Annotated in this window: 25 protein-coding genes and 1 pseudogene; 5 read left to right on the top strand and 21 right to left on the bottom strand. The window is 46.2% G+C overall.

The genetic code is table 11. The features are described from left to right. Positions 1 to 208: 208 nt before the first annotated feature. From MKX74_RS11670 to MKX74_RS11655, 4 genes are all read right to left on the bottom strand, one after another. A complete protein-coding gene (locus MKX74_RS11670) occupies positions 209 to 1,102 on the bottom strand; it encodes a response regulator (protein ID WP_018883046.1) in 894 nt (297 codons plus the stop codon). Next, positions 1,074 to 2,357, bottom strand: coding sequence for a sensor histidine kinase (locus tag MKX74_RS11665; protein ID WP_018883047.1), 1,284 nt, complete (start codon positions 2,355 to 2,357; stop codon positions 1,074 to 1,076). The genes MKX74_RS11670 and MKX74_RS11665 overlap by 29 nt, the downstream gene beginning before the upstream one ends. Before the next feature lie 400 nt (positions 2,358 to 2,757). Next, a complete protein-coding gene (locus MKX74_RS11660; protein WP_018883048.1) occupies positions 2,758 to 3,111 on the bottom strand; it encodes an immunity protein Imm33 domain-containing protein in 354 nt (117 codons plus the stop codon). Positions 3,112 to 3,195: 84 nt separating this feature from the next. Further along, on the bottom strand, positions 3,196 to 3,693 hold the full coding sequence (locus tag MKX74_RS11655) for a hypothetical protein (protein ID WP_341178464.1): 498 nt from the start codon (positions 3,691 to 3,693) through the stop codon (positions 3,196 to 3,198). Between the two features lie 270 nt (positions 3,694 to 3,963). Between MKX74_RS11655 and MKX74_RS11650 the strand changes: the two genes are divergently transcribed. Together MKX74_RS11650 and MKX74_RS11645 are read left to right on the top strand one after the other, a co-directional pair. Then, positions 3,964 to 4,650, top strand: a complete 687-nt coding sequence (locus tag MKX74_RS11650) for a hypothetical protein (RefSeq protein ID WP_341178463.1) — start codon at positions 3,964 to 3,966, stop codon at positions 4,648 to 4,650. Positions 4,651 to 4,978: 328 nt separating this feature from the next. Further along, positions 4,979 to 7,423, top strand: a complete 2,445-nt coding sequence (locus MKX74_RS11645; RefSeq protein ID WP_341178462.1) for a polyprenyl synthetase family protein — start codon at positions 4,979 to 4,981, stop codon at positions 7,421 to 7,423. Between the two features lie 321 nt (positions 7,424 to 7,744). Here MKX74_RS11645 and MKX74_RS11640 read toward each other — a convergent pair whose 3' ends face one another. From MKX74_RS11640 to MKX74_RS11615, 6 genes are all read right to left on the bottom strand, one after another. Next, positions 7,745 to 8,056, bottom strand: coding sequence for a hypothetical protein (locus tag MKX74_RS11640; RefSeq protein ID WP_028592514.1), 312 nt, complete (start codon positions 8,054 to 8,056; stop codon positions 7,745 to 7,747). A gap of 117 nt (positions 8,057 to 8,173) precedes the next feature. Next, positions 8,174 to 8,587, bottom strand: coding sequence for a GNAT family N-acetyltransferase (locus MKX74_RS11635; protein WP_341178461.1), 414 nt, complete (start codon positions 8,585 to 8,587; stop codon positions 8,174 to 8,176). Positions 8,588 to 8,624: 37 nt separating this feature from the next. Then, a complete protein-coding gene (locus MKX74_RS11630; RefSeq protein ID WP_341178460.1) occupies positions 8,625 to 9,488 on the bottom strand; it encodes a class I SAM-dependent methyltransferase in 864 nt (287 codons plus the stop codon). Between the two features lie 43 nt (positions 9,489 to 9,531). After that, positions 9,532 to 9,789 (bottom strand): hypothetical protein, encoded by a 258-nt coding sequence (locus MKX74_RS11625; RefSeq protein ID WP_341178459.1) that lies wholly within the window; start codon positions 9,787 to 9,789, stop codon positions 9,532 to 9,534. Between the two features lie 76 nt (positions 9,790 to 9,865). Beyond that, positions 9,866 to 10,315: a GNAT family N-acetyltransferase gene (locus MKX74_RS11620; RefSeq protein WP_341178458.1), complete on the bottom strand. Its 450-nt coding sequence runs from the start codon at positions 10,313 to 10,315 to the stop codon at positions 9,866 to 9,868. Positions 10,316 to 10,444: 129 nt separating this feature from the next. Next, positions 10,445 to 11,023: a histidine phosphatase family protein gene (locus MKX74_RS11615; RefSeq protein ID WP_341178457.1), complete on the bottom strand. Its 579-nt coding sequence runs from the start codon at positions 11,021 to 11,023 to the stop codon at positions 10,445 to 10,447. Between the two features lie 51 nt (positions 11,024 to 11,074). Between MKX74_RS11615 and MKX74_RS11610 the strand changes: the two genes are divergently transcribed. Further along, the gene (locus tag MKX74_RS11610; protein WP_341178456.1) at positions 11,075 to 11,203 is read left to right on the top strand and encodes a hypothetical protein; all 129 of its coding nucleotides are present in this window, start codon (positions 11,075 to 11,077) and stop codon (positions 11,201 to 11,203) included. Here the strand turns inward: MKX74_RS11610 and MKX74_RS11605 are convergent. The 11 genes and pseudogenes from MKX74_RS11605 to MKX74_RS11560 form a co-directional block, all read right to left on the bottom strand. Continuing rightward, complete coding sequence (locus MKX74_RS11605) at positions 11,197 to 11,727, bottom strand: hypothetical protein (protein WP_028592507.1); 531 nt, start codon at positions 11,725 to 11,727, stop codon at positions 11,197 to 11,199. The genes MKX74_RS11610 and MKX74_RS11605 overlap by 7 nt on opposite strands. 436 nt (positions 11,728 to 12,163) lie before the next feature. Further along, on the bottom strand, positions 12,164 to 12,694 hold the full coding sequence (locus MKX74_RS11600; protein WP_318842598.1) for a GNAT family N-acetyltransferase: 531 nt from the start codon (positions 12,692 to 12,694) through the stop codon (positions 12,164 to 12,166). 133 nt (positions 12,695 to 12,827) lie between these two features. Further along, positions 12,828 to 12,999 (bottom strand): annotated as a pseudogene (locus MKX74_RS28210) (IS30 family transposase); the annotation flags it as partial. Positions 13,000 to 13,071: 72 nt separating this feature from the next. After that, positions 13,072 to 13,950, bottom strand: a complete 879-nt coding sequence (rarD, locus tag MKX74_RS11595; protein WP_341178455.1) for an EamA family transporter RarD — start codon at positions 13,948 to 13,950, stop codon at positions 13,072 to 13,074. 187 nt (positions 13,951 to 14,137) lie between these two features. After that, the gene (locus MKX74_RS11590; RefSeq protein ID WP_341178454.1) at positions 14,138 to 16,186 is read right to left on the bottom strand and encodes an iron ABC transporter permease; all 2,049 of its coding nucleotides are present in this window, start codon (positions 16,184 to 16,186) and stop codon (positions 14,138 to 14,140) included. Then, a complete protein-coding gene (locus MKX74_RS11585; protein ID WP_341180565.1) occupies positions 16,183 to 16,794 on the bottom strand; it encodes an ABC transporter substrate-binding protein in 612 nt (203 codons plus the stop codon). Before MKX74_RS11585 ends, MKX74_RS11590 begins: the two co-directional genes overlap by 4 nt. A 503-nt stretch (positions 16,795 to 17,297) precedes the next feature. Continuing rightward, complete coding sequence (locus MKX74_RS11580) at positions 17,298 to 18,287, bottom strand: AraC family transcriptional regulator (RefSeq protein WP_341178453.1); 990 nt, start codon at positions 18,285 to 18,287, stop codon at positions 17,298 to 17,300. A gap of 178 nt (positions 18,288 to 18,465) precedes the next feature. Next, complete coding sequence (locus MKX74_RS11575) at positions 18,466 to 18,909, bottom strand: hypothetical protein (protein ID WP_341178452.1); 444 nt, start codon at positions 18,907 to 18,909, stop codon at positions 18,466 to 18,468. Between the two features lie 44 nt (positions 18,910 to 18,953). After that, positions 18,954 to 19,148, bottom strand: a complete 195-nt coding sequence (locus MKX74_RS11570) for a hypothetical protein (RefSeq protein WP_341178451.1) — start codon at positions 19,146 to 19,148, stop codon at positions 18,954 to 18,956. A 6-nt stretch (positions 19,149 to 19,154) separates the two neighbouring features. After that, entirely contained in the window at positions 19,155 to 20,225 is a 1,071-nt protein-coding gene (locus MKX74_RS11565; protein ID WP_341178450.1) for a HAMP domain-containing sensor histidine kinase, read from the bottom strand. A gap of 13 nt (positions 20,226 to 20,238) precedes the next feature. Beyond that, positions 20,239 to 20,913, bottom strand: coding sequence for a response regulator transcription factor (locus MKX74_RS11560; protein WP_341178449.1), 675 nt, complete (start codon positions 20,911 to 20,913; stop codon positions 20,239 to 20,241). A gap of 141 nt (positions 20,914 to 21,054) precedes the next feature. On the opposite strand from MKX74_RS11560, the gene MKX74_RS11555 reads away from it, so the two are divergent. Both MKX74_RS11555 and MKX74_RS11550 read left to right on the top strand, forming a co-directional pair. Continuing rightward, on the top strand, positions 21,055 to 22,008 hold the full coding sequence (locus MKX74_RS11555; protein WP_341178448.1) for an ABC transporter ATP-binding protein: 954 nt from the start codon (positions 21,055 to 21,057) through the stop codon (positions 22,006 to 22,008). Continuing rightward, positions 22,005 to 22,706, top strand: a complete 702-nt coding sequence (locus tag MKX74_RS11550; protein ID WP_341178447.1) for an ABC transporter permease — start codon at positions 22,005 to 22,007, stop codon at positions 22,704 to 22,706. Before MKX74_RS11555 ends, MKX74_RS11550 begins: the two co-directional genes overlap by 4 nt. Positions 22,707 to 22,867: the final 161 nt, after the last annotated feature.

The following is a 22,867-nucleotide window of genomic DNA, read 5'->3' as shown; positions in this document are numbered from 1 at the left end:
CAAATTATGAAATTAAAATTGACACACATCAGAAAAACTTCAAAAAAACAATCAAAATCCATGATTTCACTCTATAAATAACATGCAAAGTCATTATAACTAACAATAAAAATTCTATTTGTTATTAAAAAACAAAAAAATCCAAGCAGCACACGAGATACATCGTAAATGCTGCTTGGATTTGAAATCAGATTTTATTAATGACACGCTAGCCGTTCATTTTCTCCAGCGTCTCCATATAGAATACGTGCAGGAATTTTTTGATATTGACCTTCCCCTTATCTACAGGCTGTTCCTCCTCCATCGCTCTCATCTTCATTCTCACATCCTGAAAGTCGAAGTACAACGGCGCATAATGCTCAAACTTGGGATTACTGTAATCCGTAAGGCCGATGGATGCCATATTTGTCAGCGCGGCTAAAATGGTCCGGCGAATACGCTGCTCAATCGCTTTGCTCTCCTTCTCGACCTCCTTATCCGTCTCTTTATAGGTCTGGGCAACGGCTTCATACAGCTCCTTAAGAGAAGGCAGCTCTGTCACCTGCTTATGCTCGATCATATACTCCATCATGGCCATAATGTCCTTACTGCCGTTCTCGCCAATAATGCCAAGGTCCATCAAGAGCGGGCGACACACCTCGCGGACCGAACGAATCTTGGGCGCAGCCGGAGATTCACCAATGTTCAGCTTTGCAAGTGATTGTCGAATCTCCAGTAGATAGCGCTCATACTTCCACTGTTCATTGACTTTGCTGAGCACATGCTCCACCTCAACACGGTTAATAGGCTTATGAATGAAAAATTCTATGCCTTGCTGGTAGGCAGCGCCGACCATGTCCTTGTTCTCAACCTGCGAGATCATGATAAATTTCCCCGTAAAGTCATTCGCCTTGAGCTTGGCAATCGTCTCAATTCCATCCTGATCCGGCATCAACAGGTCCATGAGCACCACATCCGGCTTCAAATCCAGAATCATCTGGGTGCCTTCGAGGCCGCCGTTCGCCGTTCCTTTCAGCTCCCCCATGGAAGACTCCTCGATAATGTCCTCCAGCATGCTCCGGCTCACGATATCATCATCCACGATTATAATAGAAAGCTTCATCGGCACTGCCCCCCTTCATAATGCTGGCCTTCGGTAGTCTAGTCACAAATGTCGTACCTCGCCCGTGCCGCTTCATCTCTACCGTAATGCGCCCTCCCATGGAATGTACAATATCACGCACATGGGACAGGCCAATGCCCGTAGCCGCTATGCCAGCTTCATTGTATTTGGTCGTGTACCCGGGTTCAAATATAACTTCCTGCTTGGACTCAGGGATTCCCTTACCGGAATCCGTCACAATGAAATATACATCGTCTATCCGTTCGAGGACTTGAATTCGGATGTCCCCCGTATCATCGATAGCCTCTACTGCATTTGCAATAAGATTGTTCATCACCGTCAGCAATGCGATATAATGCGGAGAATCACAGTCATATTGCTGCTCCTTGTGAATGTGGACGTTTTTACCCAACATTTCGCTATATTTCAGATTTCCCTTAATTGCAAAATCGAGCATTTCCGTCAAGCTCATATGCACGATCTTCTCACGATCGTAGAGCTTCACGAGACCAGCCAGAATTCGCTGTGAGTCCTTCTTCACCTCATGGATTTGCTGGGCAATGCCTAGCGTACGTTGACTATATTGCTTCAGCTCACTGGCTTGCAGCTCACGGTACAGCTCATAGCTTGCTGCTGTAATCTCTTCGATCGTATTCATGGCTTTCTGCAGATAAAATACCTCTCCATACAGCCCCGAGCTCACATTCAGCATTTGCTCAATTCGCTTCTCCTGCTCCGCATGAATCAGTCTCATCTGCCGAATGCTGATGCTATTGTACAGCCCTGTGACAAAATAACTCCGCAGTCCGGCTACCACAAGCAAGTACAGCCATTCCCGCAAATGAAATATATTCGTGCCGCTCAGCACTCCGCGAACCAGCAGCTCCAGAATATTCGAACCGAAATCAATGGCTGTAATCCAGCCTCCGATCAGCAAGGGCTGAGAGATATGCAATCGACCCTTCAGCATCCCGAGCGCATAGGCAAAAGCAATGTAATATAACCCTGCACCGAAGTTATTCAGCATGCCGTCAAGAATGGATGGGGAGCTCGTCTGAACGAGCCAATCAATCGACTGAAAGATGAAGCTAACGATACCCGTCAGAATTCCTGTCTTGACATATGACAAATGAGGCATCATTAACAGAAAAAATAAAAAAATGCTTACCCCGAGCCCAATGCGAAACAAGTCTTCCTGAAAAGGGTTGATCTTGAACTGCGCCCCAATGGCGGTAGCAAAAGCGACTATTGTCATTTGCACATTTTCATTTCTGACCCAGCTTCGTATCTCTTTCACCCACTATTTCTGACATTATGTATGGTTAGGCTACATGTTTTCACTTTAGTTTTAGTGTTATATATACTAACATAAACTTCCTCTATAAGAAATACCAAATTCAATATGCCAAATGAACCAATTACACTGTGACGTACTAACCACCACACATACCATGAATCTGGTGGTGAAAACGTATGCTACGTAGACATCTCCTTTGCAAGTGCAGCTGACTACAGCGGTAATATACTACAGTGATCAGATAGAGAGGAGCTAGCTCCTCTTGGACATATGGTGGTCTAGCGTAGTCGCGGCATCAAGGGTCTTTGCATCATCGGTAGACCTGTTACTATACTGCCCTGCGTCACCCTTTTGTAACCTATTCCTGGTTCAGCAATTGCTCGTCGAACCACACATCCTCGTAATCTTCCGCAATTACAAAACGCCAGCCTGGCGCAAGACCGAGATACTTCCTGATCTTGGGGTCCCATTCATCAATATGAACTACATGCAGCGGTGCAAAAAAATCATCGGCATCCGAATATTCGTCCGCCCATATATACCAGCCGGTCGTATCTCCTTCTGGTAGAAGACGCAGACCATGGATTGGCTCAAGCCCCTCCTTCACATTCCAGGCAATGCCCACCTTCAGATGGGCTTCACTCTCCATGTATTCCGCACCATATTTACGGCAGATGCTTAATTGCTCTGGTGTCGCTGCCTTTTCTTTCATGCCAGACCCTCACTTTCATGTACATACCTTAACCAGATCAAATTTCTATATAGAGCAGCTTCTAGCATGCCAATTTAATATTCATCAAAGGAAGTAGTTTTTGTTATTTATGATCCAGTATCTCTCTACAATGGGGACTCGATCTAGGAAGCTCTCATACGTTCCAACCCAGCCAGCTGGCACATAGTATTCAAAAGAGGCGGGCTCGGGATAAGCAGATATTAGATATTTTTCATCAAAATGAACGAGCAGAGCAGGTAGGTAGTCGGTTAAAGGACTTTCGACATCTGACTCCATCCCAACTGTATGTAGTAGTAATTCACTCAATTCTGCTGTACTTACCTGAAAATCACGGATCTCATCTAAAAAACGTTCAGCAGTGTGTTCATCTAATATACCAATATGGTAACGGTACGCATAATTCCCCTGATCAGGCAGCTCGTAGCCTTCGGCCAAATACGCATGCTCCAATTTTACTAGATCCAGGAACCAATACTCCTTCTCGGTGACATACCAGACCCATTTGTCTCTAAATATAACTGCCACTAATATATTCTCGCCATATTCGAGCTTTGCTTTCAAAACAATCACCCGCTCTCATATCTTCAACACGGTATATGGCACCTGTTCTGACTACATTTTTATGACTATTATTATAGCTGGATTTTTGTCTATTGTCGTGAGGAATGGGCATGTGCTAAGGCAGTTAGTAGAATACGTATGCTCTTGTCGTCATATAAAAACAATATACGACAAATATTTACAAACTAGTCTTTTTGGCCTATTGTATTAGTGACAGTATAAAATTAGCCAATTCCCCATCCGATGGGATACAGAGAAGGAAGAGGTTCTTTGAAAAAGATTACTTTATTCACACTTGTTCTCGCGTTATCAGCTGTGCTCACCGCATGTGGTGGCAAGACAGAGACTACCAGCTCAGAGCAGACCACGCCACCAGCCACGACTCAGGAAGCACCGGCAGCTCAAGCAGCTGTTGAGACTGCTGCTGAGGAGCCATTAGCTGAGGAGCCGGTAGCCGAGGAACCAGCAGAAGTGCCTCAAGCGCAAGGAGATACCATGGCCGCTGATTTAATGAACGAATTAAATGCCGCACTCGTTGATGGAGAGACTCTCGATCCAAAATCATATGATTTCCTCGTAGCCCATGCCGATCTGTTCCCGGCTACTACAGCTGAAGCCAAGAAAGAAGCTGCAAAGCTGGTTGACAAAAACGTGTCTTCAAGACATCTTTTCAAAAATATTAATCCTTATCTAGACACGATGGTGACTGTAAGTGGTTATGTTCTTGAAATTACGGAGGAAGAATCCGCATACGGAACCATTGCCTTTATACATATCATTGACGAGAATGACAACTCCATTACTGGTATCTATAATAACGAAACAGGCGACATCCTGGATGGCGACGATGTGACCTTGCGTGGTGTACCTGTCACCAACTACTCGTTCGATAATCTTGGGGGCGGAACAACCAATGCTATACTGTTGGCTACCTCTACCGTTCAAAAAGCGCAATAATACTCTAGCCCCTCGGGGCTTTTTTTGTGCATTAGAGCCTACTCATACATACATGCTAGCGATTACGAAACTTATAGACATAGTCCTCTATACTTATGACCCTCGTGTGACCCTCGGGTTCAAAAATTACTATGCGCATTCCTGAAGGCTTTTCAGTATGATAAGGATAGTTAGACCGTTAATTATGCAATAAATTTAATATATGCAGGTATATAGCCTCAGAGGTCGATCGGAAAATCTGTAACATTTAGCAACCGATCCCTTGGATCGTGCGTATAATTCAATCATCTACGAAATGTGACTAATGACAGAAACAGAGGGATTACCTATGAGCAACGAATTTGTGGACCGGGCAGAGGCGTGCTACCAGCAGTCTGAGCAGCAAGCAAGGCACTACTTTACATGGTTGAATGAACAGATGATAACCAAAGAATATATTCAGGCGCTTACACAGGATTTTAAGGAATGGCAGCCAGAGCATGTACACGGCTCTTCGTCACGCGCCGGGTGGCTTAACTGGTCCCTCCCAAACCGCAAATCGATTACGGCTACCGTCGAGACCCTGAAGACACAGATTGCCAAGCCATCATTACGCACACCACGCGAGTATATTCAGTGGCTCCGTCATGCGGGTAAGCTGGATGCGTATTTACAGCGAAGTGTCTCGTACATGTACATGCGCGATCTAGGCAAGGATCTGACAGACAGCCGCACCCAGCTACGAATCGAGGCTACTGTTGCGGATATTAAGAAAACTTTGCTGCGACCGGACAAGGACCAGACAGGTAGCTTCGCTAACGACCTGAGCTGGACTGCGCTGTATCGCTGGTCCCAGAAGGAAGGCGTTGAACGGGCGGTAATCTGGGTCATGGATAAAATCAAGCTCGCTGCCGCCATGATCCCGGAGGGACTAAGTGCAGAGCATGCCCAGCGTAAGCTGATCAAGATCATCATCGGTGTCGTGCAGCATGTGCTGGATGAGCTAGACGAGGACACGCCATTAGAAGAGCGTACACGCAGGCTGGATGAGGCGATCCGCCTCGGCTACTCGTATGGGCTGACCTATCCGTTTATAGATGATTTGCTGGATTCTACCGTACTAAGCCTGCCAGAAAAGGAACGTTATTCGGACATGATTCGCACCGCACTATTGACCGAGGCTGTACCTGAGCTAGAGCAATGGGACGGCCCTAATGCCGAACTGGTCCGCTATGTACACTCCGAGCTGAGCGAGGCATTCGAATATATCCGACAGCAGCTGAAGCCGGAGCGAAGAATCAAGTTCTTCGAGCAGGCTTATGTATTTTTTGAATCCCAGCAACGGGATCGCATCAAGGAATTGTCATACGCCCATTATTCCAACGAGGATCTGTATCTCCCGATCATTCTCAAGGCAGCCTCCTCCAGATTAATCGTGCGCTCCGTCCTTAGCGCACCGGAGGATCAGGATTTCGAATTACGCACCTTCTATTATGGTCTTTATAATCAATTAGCCGACGACTTTGCGGATGCGTTCGACGACATGGCAGCAGGTGCGGTAACACCGTATACGTATTATTTGCAGCACCATGAAGCCCGTCCGGATCTGATCAATCCCTATGAGCTATATTGGGCTGTTATCTTCTATCTGATCCATCAGGTGTATCGTGCTGACCCGCAGACGAGAGAGATTATCCTGGATCGGGCCATCAACGGTCTGAAGCGCCGCAAGGAGCGTCTGGGTGCGGAGCAATATGATGAGTGGATGAAGCGCTGGACCGCAGACTCGGCTGAATTCCACCAATATGTGCAGGAGCTGGTATCCCGTGCGGATGATGTGGATTTCTTCGATAAGCTGCTGCGAGACCAGATGGTCGAGTCATTGAAGCGCGACCGTGAGGAGCAGGCCCTCTTCCAGGACAGAGTAGAACAGACCCGTGAAGAGATTCGCAGCCAGCTTCCGTTGGCCCCGTCTACAGATGAGCCACCGATCTCCGAGCTCTTGATGCAGACCGTGAACTACAGCCTGAACGGGGATGGCAAGCTGCTGCGGCCCATTTTGGCTTCCGTCATGGGTGTGCACGAATACGGATTGGATGCGTCCGCGATTGCTCCGCTGCTCAGGTCCCTGGAGTACATGCACACTGCCTCCCTGATCTTCGACGACCTGCCTTCACAGGACAATGCGGATACCCGTCGCGGACGCCCTACTTTGCACCGGCTATACGGCAGCGGTACTGCCGAGTTAACCGGGATCTATCTGATGCAACGTGCTACGGAGGAGCAGGCGGCCTTAAGTACACAGCATTTTGGCGCACAGTCTGTGCTGCAGCTCATCCGTTATTCCTCACGTAAAGCGCAGGATATCTGTATGGGTCAGAGCCTGGACCTGCACTCCAAGGGCGAGCAATTAACGCTGGAGCAGTTAAATACACTGTGCTTTTACAAGACAGGGATTGCTTTTGAAGCTGCACTCGTCATGCCCGCTATCCTGGCACAAGTGGAGGAAGCCGAGATCGAGGTTCTACGGACCTTCGCCTTTCATGCAGGAATTGCCTATCAGATCAAGGACGATCTGCTGGATGTTGAAGGAGATGGGGACGTGCTCGGTAAGCCTGTCGGTCAGGACACGGATAATCAGCGCTCCACCTTCGTATCTGTCCTGGGTCTGGACGGTGCGAGACAAGAAATGTGGGAGCACTACTGTCTGGCCATGGAGGCCTTGCGCGACTTACCAAGACAGGTACCCTTCCTGAAGCACTTGGCCGGATTTATTATTCATCGTCAGTATTAATACGTACTTCGTAAGGTCCACGAACGGCAAGTCATAGGATAATGGACAAATTCGAAGGGGAACAAGTACCTGCATAGCGTAATAAACAAAACAGCAGTGCGATAGGAGTCAATGGAGACAGATACCCATGGGCTACTATCGCGTTGCTGCTTCTACGTTTGCTGGACTACTTGTTGCGTTGCTGATCTATGTTTGTCGTCCTTCAATCAGTTGCTTGCTGTTCCCTGCTCGATTTGCATGGAATGGAAGAGCACATGTTTGGGTATCCCACTCATCACTCAAGTCTGTCACCCGTCATGACATATAAACTTCAACTTCACATTAGTCTATCGTGTTGAAGTACTTCTCTAATTCTTCTAATTCATATTTATCATTGATCTCTCGTCTGGCGATATTCTCAATGATCTTCTTCAGATTCTCAAGCGTCACCCTGTGCTCAGAGCCATCTTCATTATCAACAAGATACACAAAACGATCCTCTTCGTTCCTATAAATATACAGATCATTACTAAATGAATTGAAGCTATCCGTATATACCAGATCATCATTAACGCAGTAAAATTCTTGGAATCCTGCCAGACCTCGTTTAATTTCTCTTGTTCTCCATTTTACCTGATCTTCTCTTGCGCTCATTGAATAGTCCCCCCCCATAATTAGTTAATTTGTGCAACTCACGGATAATAGAGCCAGTAGTCGTTTTGCCTGTCCACTGGAACCGAAAAATACAAATAAAGGTGATTTAACCTAACGTCAATTCTTGGTCAAACTTTTGGTCAATATTATTTCCAGTGGTTCATTCTCCAGCAGTAAACAACCTGCATCTTTATAGCCAAGTGTTCTATAAAAATGTTGAGCTTCTTCATTGGACTGTGTTGAGGTCATAACCAACTCAAATCCTTTTTGGCTCATCAACTCTTCCCAATACTGGACAACTTTCTTACCGATCCCCGCTCCTCTGTACTCCTCATCAATCCATATCATATTCATGAATGGCGTGTTGTCCCAAAAAAATCCGTACCTCATCCACCCTATTGCTTGATCAGCATCTCTAATGATTAGAATTTCATTTTGATTGATTTTGGTTCGTATAAGTGACTTATGTATGTGCTTGTCTTTTAACAAAATATACTCATCATCTGATTCGATCGCAAAATCAATTCTCATCGCAGAGTCTCCCATTTCCTTCGTAGTGGAGTGTTGTTTACAGACATCCCTTAGCTTTCTTGATTTCTGCCAGAGCAATTATTCCCGATCTTCTAAACGACCCTGGTCCATTAGGCATCACTTCTTTATCATATCTGTCACATAATTCAATGAATTCATTTAAAATTTCGCCACGCAATTGATTTATTTTGGATTCGCTATTCCGCAAATGCATAAGAAATAAATGAGAGAGAGTTCCAATACTTCTTGAAAACTTAACGCTCATTCCATTCACTGTAAGCTCATGTTCAAGCTCGTCTGTGGTGTAGGCCTTAAACATTGGGATTGTACATAACATGTCTGCATTCTCTTCAAATTGCTCTTTACTCCAATATCCGTTTTCAAACATTTCGTATACTGCAGGAGACATTTTATTGAAAGACTTTAGGCTATAATTCATCCAAGTAGCTATCATACACGATTTATTCGAGACGGTAATGAGTAATTTTCCATTCGATACTCGGCAGCTTTCACTAATAACCTTGCCCGCTTTATGTCCAGAAAAAGAAATTGCGCCATCCATATTCAACACAAGATCAAATTGTCTATCTTTAAACATAAACAGGTCACTGGCATCCGCTTCGATGAAATGAATGTTTGTTAATCCCTTCGCATGCTCTCTTGCAGCATCTAACATATTCGGAGAAATATCCACATGTGTAACATCAAATCCCTCCCTTGCTAATGGAATTGAAAATGCCCCTGTGGCTCCACCGATGTCTAATATTGTCTTGACACCATCAAGGTTGTGCCTGATCTCTTTCCAACGCAGCATTCTATTAATTAGTTCGTCGTCCACATCATTTTCTTCAAGGTCTGCAATGCTGTTCCACCATGCAACGATATTGTTTGAACTGGTCATCTTAACCCTCCTTCGAAATTGAAAAGGATTGCTAATCTAAGAACTACCCTATGATTTCACCCTTCCAGTCTAGCCCTCTCACCTCAGGATCTATGTATAAATAACGAATTTCCAACCAGTTCCAACATGTTTCCCCAAGAACTCCACCTCTAACTTGACCTTCCTCGTCTTGAAGATAAAGTTGTATTTCTTGATATCTTCCCCGCAAGTGTGCTGGAAAGTGCTCCATATTATATTCGAACATCTTGTTCTCGATATAACTCTTTGATCTATCATCATTGCTATTCATAATCTTCAGCATTATTACAAACTCCTAATCTAATTAGAATGCTTTAAACTTATCTTCTACACAGGTCTCAGATCATGTTGTTGTATTATTATCCATTCCAGTTCTTTATAAAATTCATTTGGTCCTTCGTGAATACATACCCGCGATTTTTATAAAATCTGTGGGCACTTTTTCGACTTGGATGGGATAACAACTTTATTCCAGCATACCCGTTGTCTTTCGCCCATTCTTCAAGACGATCTATTAACCTGCTACCAATCCCAAGATTTCTAAAGCCTTCTTTCACGACAAATCCCAATATATTAATTAGCGAATCGGAAAATAGCAATTCATAAGGATTTCCATGAATATATCCTATTACCTCGTCGTTGTGTTCATACACAAAAATGATATCTTGCGTTCTGTTACATATAATTTCAATTTTCTCTTTTACTCTCTCTTCGGAAAATAGCCCCAAATTAGGATTGAAGTCTTGATTCAGCAAATAAATATCATGATAATCATTCGTTTGAATTTCCCTGACTCTACCTGTTATCATATCTTGTTATGCCTCTTTTCTTGAAATTAATCCTTTTGGCAACTGCCCCAATCTATTGACCAAGTGACGATAGCCTTCTATGTAAATGTAAAGTTAGTCGATGGATTACCTTCTCGGATATGTTTCATGTTATTTGGCGGTTAAGTGAATAGTACAATTGTATAGTGCACAATCCCATCTAACTTGCGATTTATTTAAAATGGTTACCGATGTATTGTCGAGATGAACCTCTGTATCCACATGCGGAATTAGTTTCTTCAAGGTCCGTCCGATTAGGGCTGCATGACTTATGATCAATACTTTTTTGTCGGGATGTCTTTCACAAATATCCATGATGCATTTCATTCCTCTTGCGACGATCTCATCGTTTGGTTCTATGCCGAGATCTAGCTTAGACCAGCCGTAACCCCACTTATTAACTCTTTCTTGTTCAGTGGTTCCCTCAATCAGTCCACCGTTCATTTCTCTTAATCGCGGGTCGGTTTTTACTTCAATGTTCTTGATTCTTCCTATCATTTGTGCTGTTTCGAGCGCTCGCGATAAGTCACTTGAATAGATGTAATCCCACTCCTCGTTCTCCATCCTCTTAGCTAGCAATTCAGCTTGTCTTCGTCCCTCATCATTTAAAGGTATATCCGTGTGTCCCTGTGCTCTGTACTCATAGTTCCAATCGGTTATTCCATGTCTTACAAGTCCGATCAATGTCATACTTTCTCCTCCTTCATTTCATTTTATGTTTATTAGGATGCTCTCGGTCTTTTGTCTAATGCTATTGTATTCACCAAGTCTATCTTTGGCAAAAAAAGTATGATGAAGCGCTTGCAATACATCAACCTCCACCAGACCAAGGACACCCGAGGAGTCGCGGCTTATTGGCAGCATTATTGAACCAAATTACTAAGTTCTTCTCGAATCTCAGGATTCAGCCCCTTATTCCTCAACAAGTTTCTTATTAAATGTTTATCCACAATGTCTCTATATGCCTGTAGGTGATTTAAGATTAAATTGGATTTTTCTACTCTTCCCATCAAATGATAGGCTACATACCAGATTTCAGGACTGGATACCTTTATTCCACTCCATGATCTATTTACAACATGAGATACAGGTAACTGAATGAGCTCGCTTCCAGTATGAAAAGCAAAACCACCAATGATATCTATTCTTAACGAAGTAATATGTATTCTGTATTTACTCGCAAAAGGGTAGTCTCCACTTTCCAGCTCTATCCAATCATATCCGTCTATAGCTTTAAGCAATAGATTCTTTGGACAATCAACTATTAAGTCCCAATCATTTACTGCATCGGTTAAACCTAAATAATATAACATCCCACTTCCACCTAGTGAATACGCTAACTCATTCTCTTCGAATCTTCTTATAATTGGCAAAATTTCTTGATGATCTAACATTGCTCACCCTCCTATATATGCCACAATCACTTATAACTTTCCTTTCCTTAGAGCCATTTCAAAAATGTTGTATGGCTGAGCTCAATGTTATTGTTCTTTGCCCATTATTCCGATTAAGCAATCGCTTTGAATATAGATCCGCCTTATATCGTTAGCTGCTATTTGATTATGATTAATAATCAAAACTTCACTATGGAGAAATAATAGTCTGGGTTTAAGAAATCTCCTTGCAGCAGCTATGATATTAATAAGCAGACAGATCATAATAATTGTTAAAAAAAGAAACTTATAGGTCCTGTTAGTAGCTGTATACACATTGAACATGCATAATACAGCCAGAATTGACATGCTAATCATTAACTTCATATTTAGAGGATATCTTATATAAGCTTTCATGGATAGAAGCTCCTGTCTGGATATTGTAACTGATTGCATATCACGCTTTATAATCACTCTCTAATATGGAAAATAAATAGGAATCATGAAACTTCCCTTTAGCCCATATATGTTCTCTTAAATGGCCTTCTTTTTTCATTCCAATTTTAGTTAACACCTTCGCTGAACCAATATTACCAGGACGACATGTTGCATACACTCTATGCACTTTGAATTTTTCAAATGCCAACTTTAAAAGCGCTTTTGATGCCTCACTTGCATACCCATTTCCCCAGTAATCTGGATGAAAGCAATAACCGATTTCAGCGTTTAGCTCTTTAATATACATTCCGCATCCACCTATGAATTGATTGGTATCTTTCAGTATTACGGCGAATTCAAAATCGGTTCGGTCATTTGTTCGTTGCTTTTCAAGTTGTTGGTTCACATATGATTTTGTTTCGGCTTCGTTGTTTGGTCCCCAAAGCATAAATTCAGTTACTTCAGGATTAGACGCATATGAATGCACATCTCTCCAATCCTCGATGACGAGGTCACGAATGATTAATCTAGATGTCTCAATAGGCATCATAGATCCTCCCTAGCGTTTATTTCCCTAGCGTTTATTTTTTACATTTAACGAATTGCCAAGCTAAGTGCAACAGTTCCTCAGAAAAGGATTCGCGAGGGGTTCTCCAGCCCAAAGGCGATCTCCATGGGCAAGGACGATCCGGCATAGAATCGCTATGGCGCAGACATGTATTGCGCTCGATGAAAGTGGGCACGCAGCCCCTGCCTTCCCCCGAGACGACCGCATCGCGCTCCCAAATAACCGAAGGCTTCACGGGAGCAAACCTCTTTCGGACGCTGAGAAATAGCCTTGCCCACGGCTAACTTGCATTAACACCCAACATATATTACTTCGATACATAAATTATTCAGCTGCACTCTATTGAAATTTCCTTGCGATCAGCTCGCCTTGACGAGCTTTGTACCGCGAACCGATGCGGTAGCGTATATTACAAGCGCTGTCCAAATGAGTGCAAAGCCGATGAGCAGGACAGACGAAACCGATTCCTTGAACACAAATACGCTCAGTAACAGCATGATCGTCGGCCCGATGTATTGTACGAAGCCGAGCGTGGATAACGGCATGCGAGCGGCCGCTCGTGCAAAAAAGAGTAGCGGCAGCGCTGTTACTACGCCAGAAAGGAGTAATTCGATGAACATGGACGGAGGCAGCGTCCATGCCGTCGCCTTTCCTGTGGAGGCCAAATAGACCCAGTATCCGATCGCAACAGGCAGAACTACAGCTGTCTCCGACAGCAAGCCTACAGAAGCGTCTTGAACAATTTTCTTTTTCGCGAGGCCGTACAAGCCAAATGACGCAGCCAGTGTGATCGCGACCCACGGGAACCGCCCGTAGTCAATTGCTATGATAAGCACCGCGGCGCCAGCGACGGCAATCGCGAGCCATTGGCCACGATTGGGCTTCTCACGAAGGAAGACGACTGCCAGCAACACATTCAGCAACGGGTTCAGATAATAGCCAAGGCTTGTCTCAACGACGTGGTTGTTATTGACAGCCCAGATGAAGATGAGCCAATTAGCAGCGATCAGCAGTCCGCTGGCGGCGAGGGATAGCAGGAGCGATCGACTCGTCACAATTCGCTTCATGTCACTCCAGCGGCGCTGAATGGCGACGAGAACACCCATGAAGACAAACGACCAGACAACCCGATGTGATAGAATCTCGCCTGCTGGCACCTCATTAAACAACTTCCAGTAAAGCGGGAGAACACCCCACATGATATAAGCGATAATAGCGTTAACTAATCCGTTATTCATAACCAAATTCCTTCTTCCCGTTCCGATGTCTGAACGTATTATGCGTTGCGCATATACTCTTTTACATTACCATATAAGTTCCAGATTAGGACTTACTCCTCGTAAAATTTAACAAATTGCGGTTTTTCTTGCTTCAGAAGCATAGATCATTCATCCAGTTCTTTACTCTACACTAATAAATGTGGCCTTACAATGAACCGACTCTACGGCCGTTTCGATACAGCAGATAAAGCAGATATGGCGCCCCAATCAGCGACACCATCAATCCCGATGGGACTTCTTTCGGCACAGCAACCAGACGTCCCACAACATCGGCTATTGTCAGCAGCAAAGCACCGATGAGCATAGAGAGCCCCATCGTTCTGCGATGAGCCGTTCCTGTAAACAGTCTTGCCGCATGCGGAGCCAGCAATCCGATAAATCCAACGGTGCCTACGGTGGCTACAACGATCGCCGCCAATGATAGTCCCAGGCTTGCCGTCAGCAGTCGATCCCACTTGATGTGCTGTCCGACTCCTGTCGCAACCTCGTCGGTAAAGGACAATAATTCCACGCGCTTTCCCAGCCACCAGGCGATGGGGACGACAAGAACAAAAACGATGACTAATGGAAGCGTATCTGTCCATCCCCGTGCATACGTACTGCCCGCAAGCCAGATGAGAGCAGCCGTAAAGCTTGTCGTCCGCAGCACCAGAATTTGAATGACGGCTGTACTTACTGCGGATATGCTGATCCCCGCCAGAAGCAACGTTCCGGGTTCTAGACCGCTGCGCCAAGCGGCTGCAAAAATAATGATGGAGATCATAACCGCGCCAGCAAATGCGCATAACCCCATCAGCCATCCCGGCGCATAAGGCCATATAACCAACAGGGCCAGTACCCCCGCACCTGCGCCGGATGTAACCCCCATGACTGATGGATCGGCCATCGGATTGCGCACGGCACTCTGAATCAATAAGCCGGCTACCGCCAGCGCCGCACCGCCAAGCCAGGCGGCAGCCATACGCGGCAAACGCAATTGCCACACCAGATAATGATGAGTTGGTTCCCCATGGCCTAATAAGGTCTGGATTAACTGCTCCATGGTCAGCATGGAATGTCCTGAATGCAAGCAACCATATAGGGTAACGCCGAGCAGAGCCAAGCCCAGTAGGAGATAGGCCGTGAACATTCGCCTTTTGTTAGCTCTGAAGCTGGAAACCGAAGACATCGAGGGCATCCCGGCGAATCCACCAATTCCTTGACGCTTCTTGTGCGTGCGCAGCACGAATACGACCAACCAAGCGCCGCCAAGCAATGCCGTCACAGCCCCAACAGGAAGCGTGCCATAAGTCGCCTGAAACATAGAGGTCAGCAAATCTGCAGTGAGCAAAAGCCCAGCTCCCAGCATTGCGCTTGCAGGAATCAACAAACGGTGCCGCCGAATGCCGGTCAGTCGAATGATATGCGGTGCGAGCAGACCGATATACCCAATGGGACCAGCAAGGCTCACACTGAGCGCGGCAAGTGTAATGGCGATTCCGGACATTGCCACCTTCGTCCACACCATCCGCTGGCCCAGGGAAGTTGCTGACTCCTCCCCAAGCGTCAGCAGATCAAGGGATTTGCCAGAAAGAAAAACAAGTGCTAGCCCAATGACCATCCAGTGCCATGCAAGCTGAAGGCCGTGCCAATTGTTCTGCATCAAGGAACTCGAACCCCAGAGGAACAGGTGGCTAGCATCTTCCAGATACAAAATTTGCATCATACTCGTTAGCGAAGATAGCAACAAGGTGACAATTAAGCCTGACAGCACCAGACGAATCGGCGGAGCTCGATGACCCCGGGCCAACACATAAGCCATGCCAGCCGCCAGAATACCGCCAGCAAGTGCAAAGACAAATGAAAACTGGTGAAGCAGATAGGGACTCCATACCGTTCCTGCAATGACTGCCAAGTAAGCCCCCGCATTAATGCCGAGCGTGCTCGCAGATGCGAGCGGATTGCGGAGCACGGTCTGCAGCGGCACACCGCTGGTAGCCAACGCAGCTCCACAGAGTATGCCCGCAACTGCCCGCGGCAAACGCAGCCCCCATATAGCCTGATCAACGCTCGATCCTTGCGCATCCAGAAGAGAACGCACCAGATCAGATACGCTGATATCTACTTGTCCCTGCATGAGATGAAGCAACAAGAGCAGCACGAGAAGCACGGCGCTTCCTCCTATCACAATGACGGCCTTCCTATTCATTTTCATTGCCCGGCCAACGCCTTCACAACCTTACTGACAAGCCCCTTGGCGCTGATTGGTCCGCCATACGCCCACATCCGCTGATCTATCGCAAAGACACGCTGCTGCTTGACGAACTCCAATTCGTTCCATAACGCATTGGCTTTCAGTTGATCCTGCAATCCGCCTGTGCTGTCCATGTTTAAATAAATCAAAGAAGCATCCTCGTAATCCATTAACGCTTCTACCGTTGTCACCGTCACGCCTCGTTGTTCAAAAATGTCAGGACGATAGACGGGATGTAATCCGATTTCTTTCATGATTCGCGCACCTTGGGAATTACCGGTGAACAACCATACGGAAGGACCTGATTGACCAGGTGTCATTTGGGCAAATACAACATTCGCTCCCGCTTGATTCGCCGCTTCCAGCTTCCCTTTGGCCTCATCATACACCTTTTGCAAATCCTTAAGCTGCTTCTCGGCTTCAGCCTCTTTGCCTACCATATCTGCAATTACACGGAAAGTCTCCTTCATTTCATCGTACTGCTCCTTCCCTTCCGGTGGATAGGGATCGAAGACCATGGTCGGCGCAATGGCATTTAGCTTCTCATAGTTCTTTTGAACAAAGTACACATTGGTCAAAATGAGATCTGGCGAAGCTCGGCAATGATTTCGAGATTAGGCTCCTGCCGGCCACCGACATCTACAACCTCGGGTCCCAAAGCAGGCTGTATATTCACCAAGGTGTTAAAGCCTGTTGGAGAATCAATATCTGCTACACCAGCAGATCTTCCGTGTAATTGAAATCCAATGCCACGATTCTTTTTGGCGTTTCGGTCAACCTTACTTCGCCTAAAGGATGCTTGAATATACGAGCCTCTTCCATGTCAGACTCTAGCTGCCGATTCTCGGAACAGCCGGTCAACATCACTACAACCAAAACAATAGCTAATAAAGATAAATCCTTGTCTAACTCCCATCCTTATGCGCCCCTCTCTATGAATGATAACGATTATCACATACATTCATAGCTCAGCTCTACCCGAGAAAGACGCTCAGCCACCTATTAAGGACGGCAAAACGGATATACATCAGATGACGATGCATATCCGTTTCGATTGTAAAGGATTCCGTTTTTATCGTTCAAGATGCTGACCATATTGACTTGGATTGCAACCGTATTGGTTTCTGAAGGCGGCAGCGAATTGACTCGGGTTGCTATATCCAACGACCATGGCCACATCGCACACCCTCATCCGATTCGTCTCCAGCAGCCATGCTGCTTTTTGCATTCTTTGTTCGCGTACATATTCAAAGATCGTTTTATCAAATACCGTGCGGAAGCCTGCTTTTAGCTTGGTTGTGCCCATTCCCGCTATTTTCGCCAACTCTTGAATGGACATAGGGTGATCCAAGTGCTCGGCGATCACCCTGCGAACGTTATGCAGCTTCTCCAGATCACTGCGGCGGAGTGTCGTTAATTCTTTGCTCAGCCGATCATAGTTCGGCAGCTCATGAATAAAGAGGGTGACTAATTCGAGCACCTTACTTTCCATAAACAATCGCTTCAGCGCCCCGTCATATTCACACGCCCACATCGCCTGCAAAATCGCTTGGACAGCCGGTGAAATGGCTTGGACACGAATCGTGTTTTTATATGCATTCAGCATCTGCCGCAGTTTGCGATTCTCCTCCCCGTCGGCAAAATACGCATCCAATATACCCGGACTCATTCGAATCTTAATCGCATTGTTCTGGATCGCTGAGCTTGTCTCCAAATAGACTTTGGTGTGATGGGTAAAGAACACCGTACTCTCTGGACCGGATGAATTCGTACAAACGGCATTATTCCATTCACAGTAGCTTTCGCCGCTTAGGCGATAAACTAACCCCAAAACCTGGCACTCTTGGTCGATCCTCAATCTCAGATTTTGATGCAGACTTAAACGCTCCAGTAACACTTCCATCCCCGGACGAATGACCATGCGATGAATCGTACCATTTCCAATTTCATTCGGAAGGATCAGTTGTTGTCCCCAACTGGAACGAGACAGTTTTCTCTCCAGCCCCAGCGATAAATGATCCATATATTCGTGCATGCGGGTTAATTTGAATTCGTGCTGCATTAAGCCACTTCCTCGATATCTATATGAGTATTATTCTCATTATAGATTACAAGCAGGAACGATGCAGGATTAATTTAGCCTACTCAACAGAATGAAAAAGTCCGCTCTTCTGATCCTCAATGGCTTCTTAGAGCAACTTACTCTTACACGGCCCTATCACGCCCAGTCCTCCTTGATCTTAATCATTCCGGTTGGGCAGCTTCTGACGGATAAAGATTTCGTTCAGACCTATTGCAGTTGCTATTACAAAATCCGTTAATTTACTATCATATGGATGGATATCAAGTCTCTTTAGTTTGAATTTGAAATTTCCTATGGCCAGGTTACTGTCATTGTATCTATAATCAATAAACTTTCTCACGCCATCATAGACGGAACATATAACCATAGGGAATGCTAATTCCCAATCCATATTATCTCTCAAATCCTCCTGTAGTCGTGCCTCATTTTCAAAGACGATCCCTCCATCATAAGGCTCAATTTCGAAATCTATGATGGCGAAGCGTCCTGGCGGCCCAGACTGTCTAATGTATCTGGCTTGCTTTTCAACAGATTCTGCTACAGAAATAATCGACACTTTGTCTTTTTCATAAGGTGGAAATATCCAAAGTTGATTTGGCACTCGTAACGCCCCCCGTATCAATCACTATATCCTCACTCTATTACTTATTTGTTTGGGTTCACCTTTTCAGGTGTAACTAATTTCAAAGCAAAAATATGTCCACAGTCTTTACATGCAGTCGCCTGTATAACGGAATAACCACAATTCTCACAATTCATTTTATAGTTCTCCTCAATACATTTATAGACCGTTTGATTTTCTTTAATTACGTCTTCTCTTGCAGTAGGTTTATCCTTCAATGGGCTTCAATTTCGCTTTGGCCCCAATGGCAGCCTGATCGTAAAAATTGAACCTCGATTAAGCTCGCTTTCTACCTCAATCGATCCTTCGCACAAATCAACAATACGCTTTACCAGCGTTAATCCGAGCCCGTTCCCCGCCGTTGTACGAGAAGCATCGCCTTGATAAAATTTGTCAAACATCCGCCGCATCGTCTCTTTGCTCATCCCGTATCCTTGGTCCTCAAGCCGAAACACCGCATTCCCTCCGCATTGCCATAAGCCAACCTTTAGCGTCCCGCCGCTGTTCGAATGCTTGATCGCATTATCCAACAAATTGATCCACACCTGCTGAATCAAATTTTTATTGCTATATATTTCGATCTCGTCGTCCAAAGCAAGCTCCAAATTGAGGTTGCGGGTATTCCATTTCGGCTCCAGCATCAGAATCGCCAGCCTGACTTGCTCGTCCAAGCGGTATGCGGACTTTTCGCTCACAATTTCAATATTCTCTACCTTTGACAAGTTGAGAATACTGGTCGACAAGCCGACCAATCGTTCAGATTCCTGAATAATGCTGTCCAAGTAGTCTTGTTTGTCCGCCTCACTGAGGTCGCCCTTCTTCAACAATTTAGCGAAGCCGCTGATAGAGGCTATGGGGGTCTTGAATTCATGAGAGAAATTTCGCACGAAATCGCTGCGCAACGTTTCAATCCCCCTTAGCTCCTGCACCATTTTGTTAAAGCTCGCCGCCAGCGCATCCAGTTCAAAAACAATACTGCCCTTCGCTCTCACCTCAGCGGAAAAATCTCCTTTCGCCACCTTGTCGGTGGCTTCCATCATATCCCGGATTGGCCTCACCGAGCGTCTGCTCAGCAGCGCGGCAATGACCACCCCCAGAAAAAGGCTGATATATAACAACACATACACCCCGCGAATGGGCTCAGGGTTACTCATATCAATCAGGCCTGCCTGGTAAAGTAAAAAAGCAAGCAAACCTGCCGAACCAATAGATAGCACCATAACTACAAACACCAATGCCACCAAGGAAAACGCCAGACTGATTTTTTGTGGAAATATCCTTCGCCTTCTTGGCATCCTCTTCATCCCCTCACCCACGCTTCACCATCTTGTACCCCAACCCGCGCACCGTCACAATCTCAAAATCAGGATTGTCCTTGAATTTGTCGCGCAATCGATTGATATGGACATTCAGGGTATGGCTGTCGATCTCCGTTTCCAGCCCCCAAATTTCCTCCATTAAATGCATACGGGTAAAAATTCTGTTGGGATAGCTCATCAGCTTAAACAGCAGGTAAAACTCCTTTTGAGGCAGATGAGTCTGCACCCCTCCTCTCATAACCGTTAGAGCGTTGTAATCCAACGTAGTATCTCCCAACACGAGTTTGTGCTCACTAGCAATCTGCGCCCTGCGCAGCAGCGCCTTGATGCGAAGCAGCAGCTCCTGCTCGTCGAACGGCTTCGTCATATAATCATCCGTACCAGCAAGGAAGCCGTGATGCTTATCCGTGATTTCATGTGCAGCCGTGACCATCAGAATCGGGATATGGTCCCCGGCGCTGCGTAATTCCTTGCATAGTTGATAACCGTCCATCTCCGGCATCATCAGGTCCAGCACAATCAAATCAAATCGCTGCTCCTCCATCCTGCTCAGCGCTTCGACCCCGTTCTTAACCGGATGGGCATGAAAGCCTCCATGCTTGAGTACAGCACATAGCAGCTTTTGCGTATTGGCATCATCTTCGACCACAAGTATATCGAACACTGTCCACTCCCCCCTCGATATCATTATTATACTGTTCCAACATAAACAGAACATCAACTCCGACTCGCTGCATCGCTTGAGGTTCAGTTGATATTCAGCGATTAAAGTTCTGCTTATCCCATTATAAAGAGAGGTTATGAAATGAGATCAAGCAGAACAGGCAACATTGGCAGTGCCAATGCCATCCATCTTGAAAATGTCAGCAAAAACTTTGGCGATTACCCGGCCGTGCGCAATCTTTCATTGGAGGTGAACCGGGGAGAAGTTGTCGGATTCCTTGGACTGAACGGAGCCGGCAAGACCACGACCATCAAAATGCTCCTGTCCCTGCTGAGACCATCATCCGGCAGCATCCACATGCTGGGGAGCAAGGTTGACGCCGGCAATTACAAGCTATGGGAAAAGGTTGGCTATTTGGAGGAGGCAACCTTTTATCCAGAACTTACGGTCACGGAAAACCTGGACATTGCCCGCAGAATGCATCTGCTCTCCGACCGCAATTGCATTGCTCGCGTCATCCAGCAGCTTAATCTGGGCGCCCATCAGGACAAGCAGGCCAAGAAGCTTTCCCTGGGAAACAAGCAACGGCTAGGATTGGCAAAGGCTATGCTCCACAACCCGGAGGTATTGATTCTGGACGAGCCGATCAACGGGCTTGACCCGGCCAGTGTCGTCGAAATCCGGGAGCTGCTGCTCGACTTGTCGCGCAATCGTGGCATCACCATCCTCATTTCCAGCCACCTGTTAGAAGAATTATCCAAGCTGGTGGACCGTATAAGCATCATGCACAAAGGGCAACTCATCCAGGACATGAAAGTGAACCAGCTGGAGCAATCCCTGCAAAAAAGTTTAATCCTGGACGGGCGCAATCGCGTTGCACTGATGCGTATTCTCACAGAGCATGGGTACAGCTATGAAGAAGCCGCTGACGGGCGCTTGGTCTTGGCAGAAGGCCGCGCGATAGCGCAGCCGGAGAGGCTGGCAGAACTGTTGGCACGAACGGGCCAGCCACCGACTCACCTGAGCGTCGTTACGGAAGATCTGGAAGGTTATTTCTTGCGCATGATCCGTACAGAAGGGAGGAAGCAAGCATGAAGCTCCTTTCTCTCATTCACAACGAAGCTCGTAAGATATGGCGGTCTGTCGTCTTTTGGGTCATGCTTGGGGCCTTTACAGCATTGCCCTTAATGATTGCTGTATTCAACAGTTCCGCAGCCCATTGGGAAGCCTACTTCGCAGATCTGCTCGGCTCCATAGGCTCCTTGCTGGTCGTAGGATTCGCCTTCACCTCCGCTTGGGTGTTTGGAGCGGAGTACACCAACAATACCATCAAGGACATCCTTGTTAAGCCGGTCCCCAAGACCTATACGGTATTGGCCAAATTTATCGCCATCGCGATGTGGAATACAGGAATGGCTGTTTTCACCTTTTCGGTAATCACAGGCGCGGGTTTCCTGATTGGCGTCAACGGAGGCTCCGTATCCACCATTTTGCATTTTTTCTGGCCGTTCATGGCCGCTTCCCTGCTGATTATGCTCATCAGCACAACGAGCGCGTTAATCGCTAATCTCACCCGAGGGTACCTCGCTCCGATCGGAGTCATCTTTGTCATCGTGATCGTCTCGAATGTGGTCGTGCAGTTAGGCTACGGGCCTTATTTCCCTTGGACGATTCCAGTTCTGCTGCTAACCGGCTCAGAGCTCGGCTTGATCAGTATGGTGATACTGGCTGCCACAGGGATAGCAGGGTTCGCCGGAACCGTGGCTTGGTGGCGATTTGCCGAGCATAAGTAACAGCCCTGCTTTGGAAAAATATAGCCTCCCGTTATCGACGCATTTAGATACATTTCAATATTAATGGCATCGTATCCTTCTACCTCATATTGCCTAAGGATTGGGGTCACATCAGCAATAATCTGGTTACACTTTGTAATGGAAGTATGGACGAGGATTGC

Origin of the sequence: Paenibacillus sp. FSL K6-1230 (assembly GCF_038002385.1) — a bacterium.
Lineage (GTDB): Bacteria > Bacillota > Bacilli > Paenibacillales > Paenibacillaceae > Paenibacillus > Paenibacillus massiliensis.
Note: the sequence above shows the minus strand (reverse complement) of the source record. Positions and strands in the feature narration are given on the sequence as shown.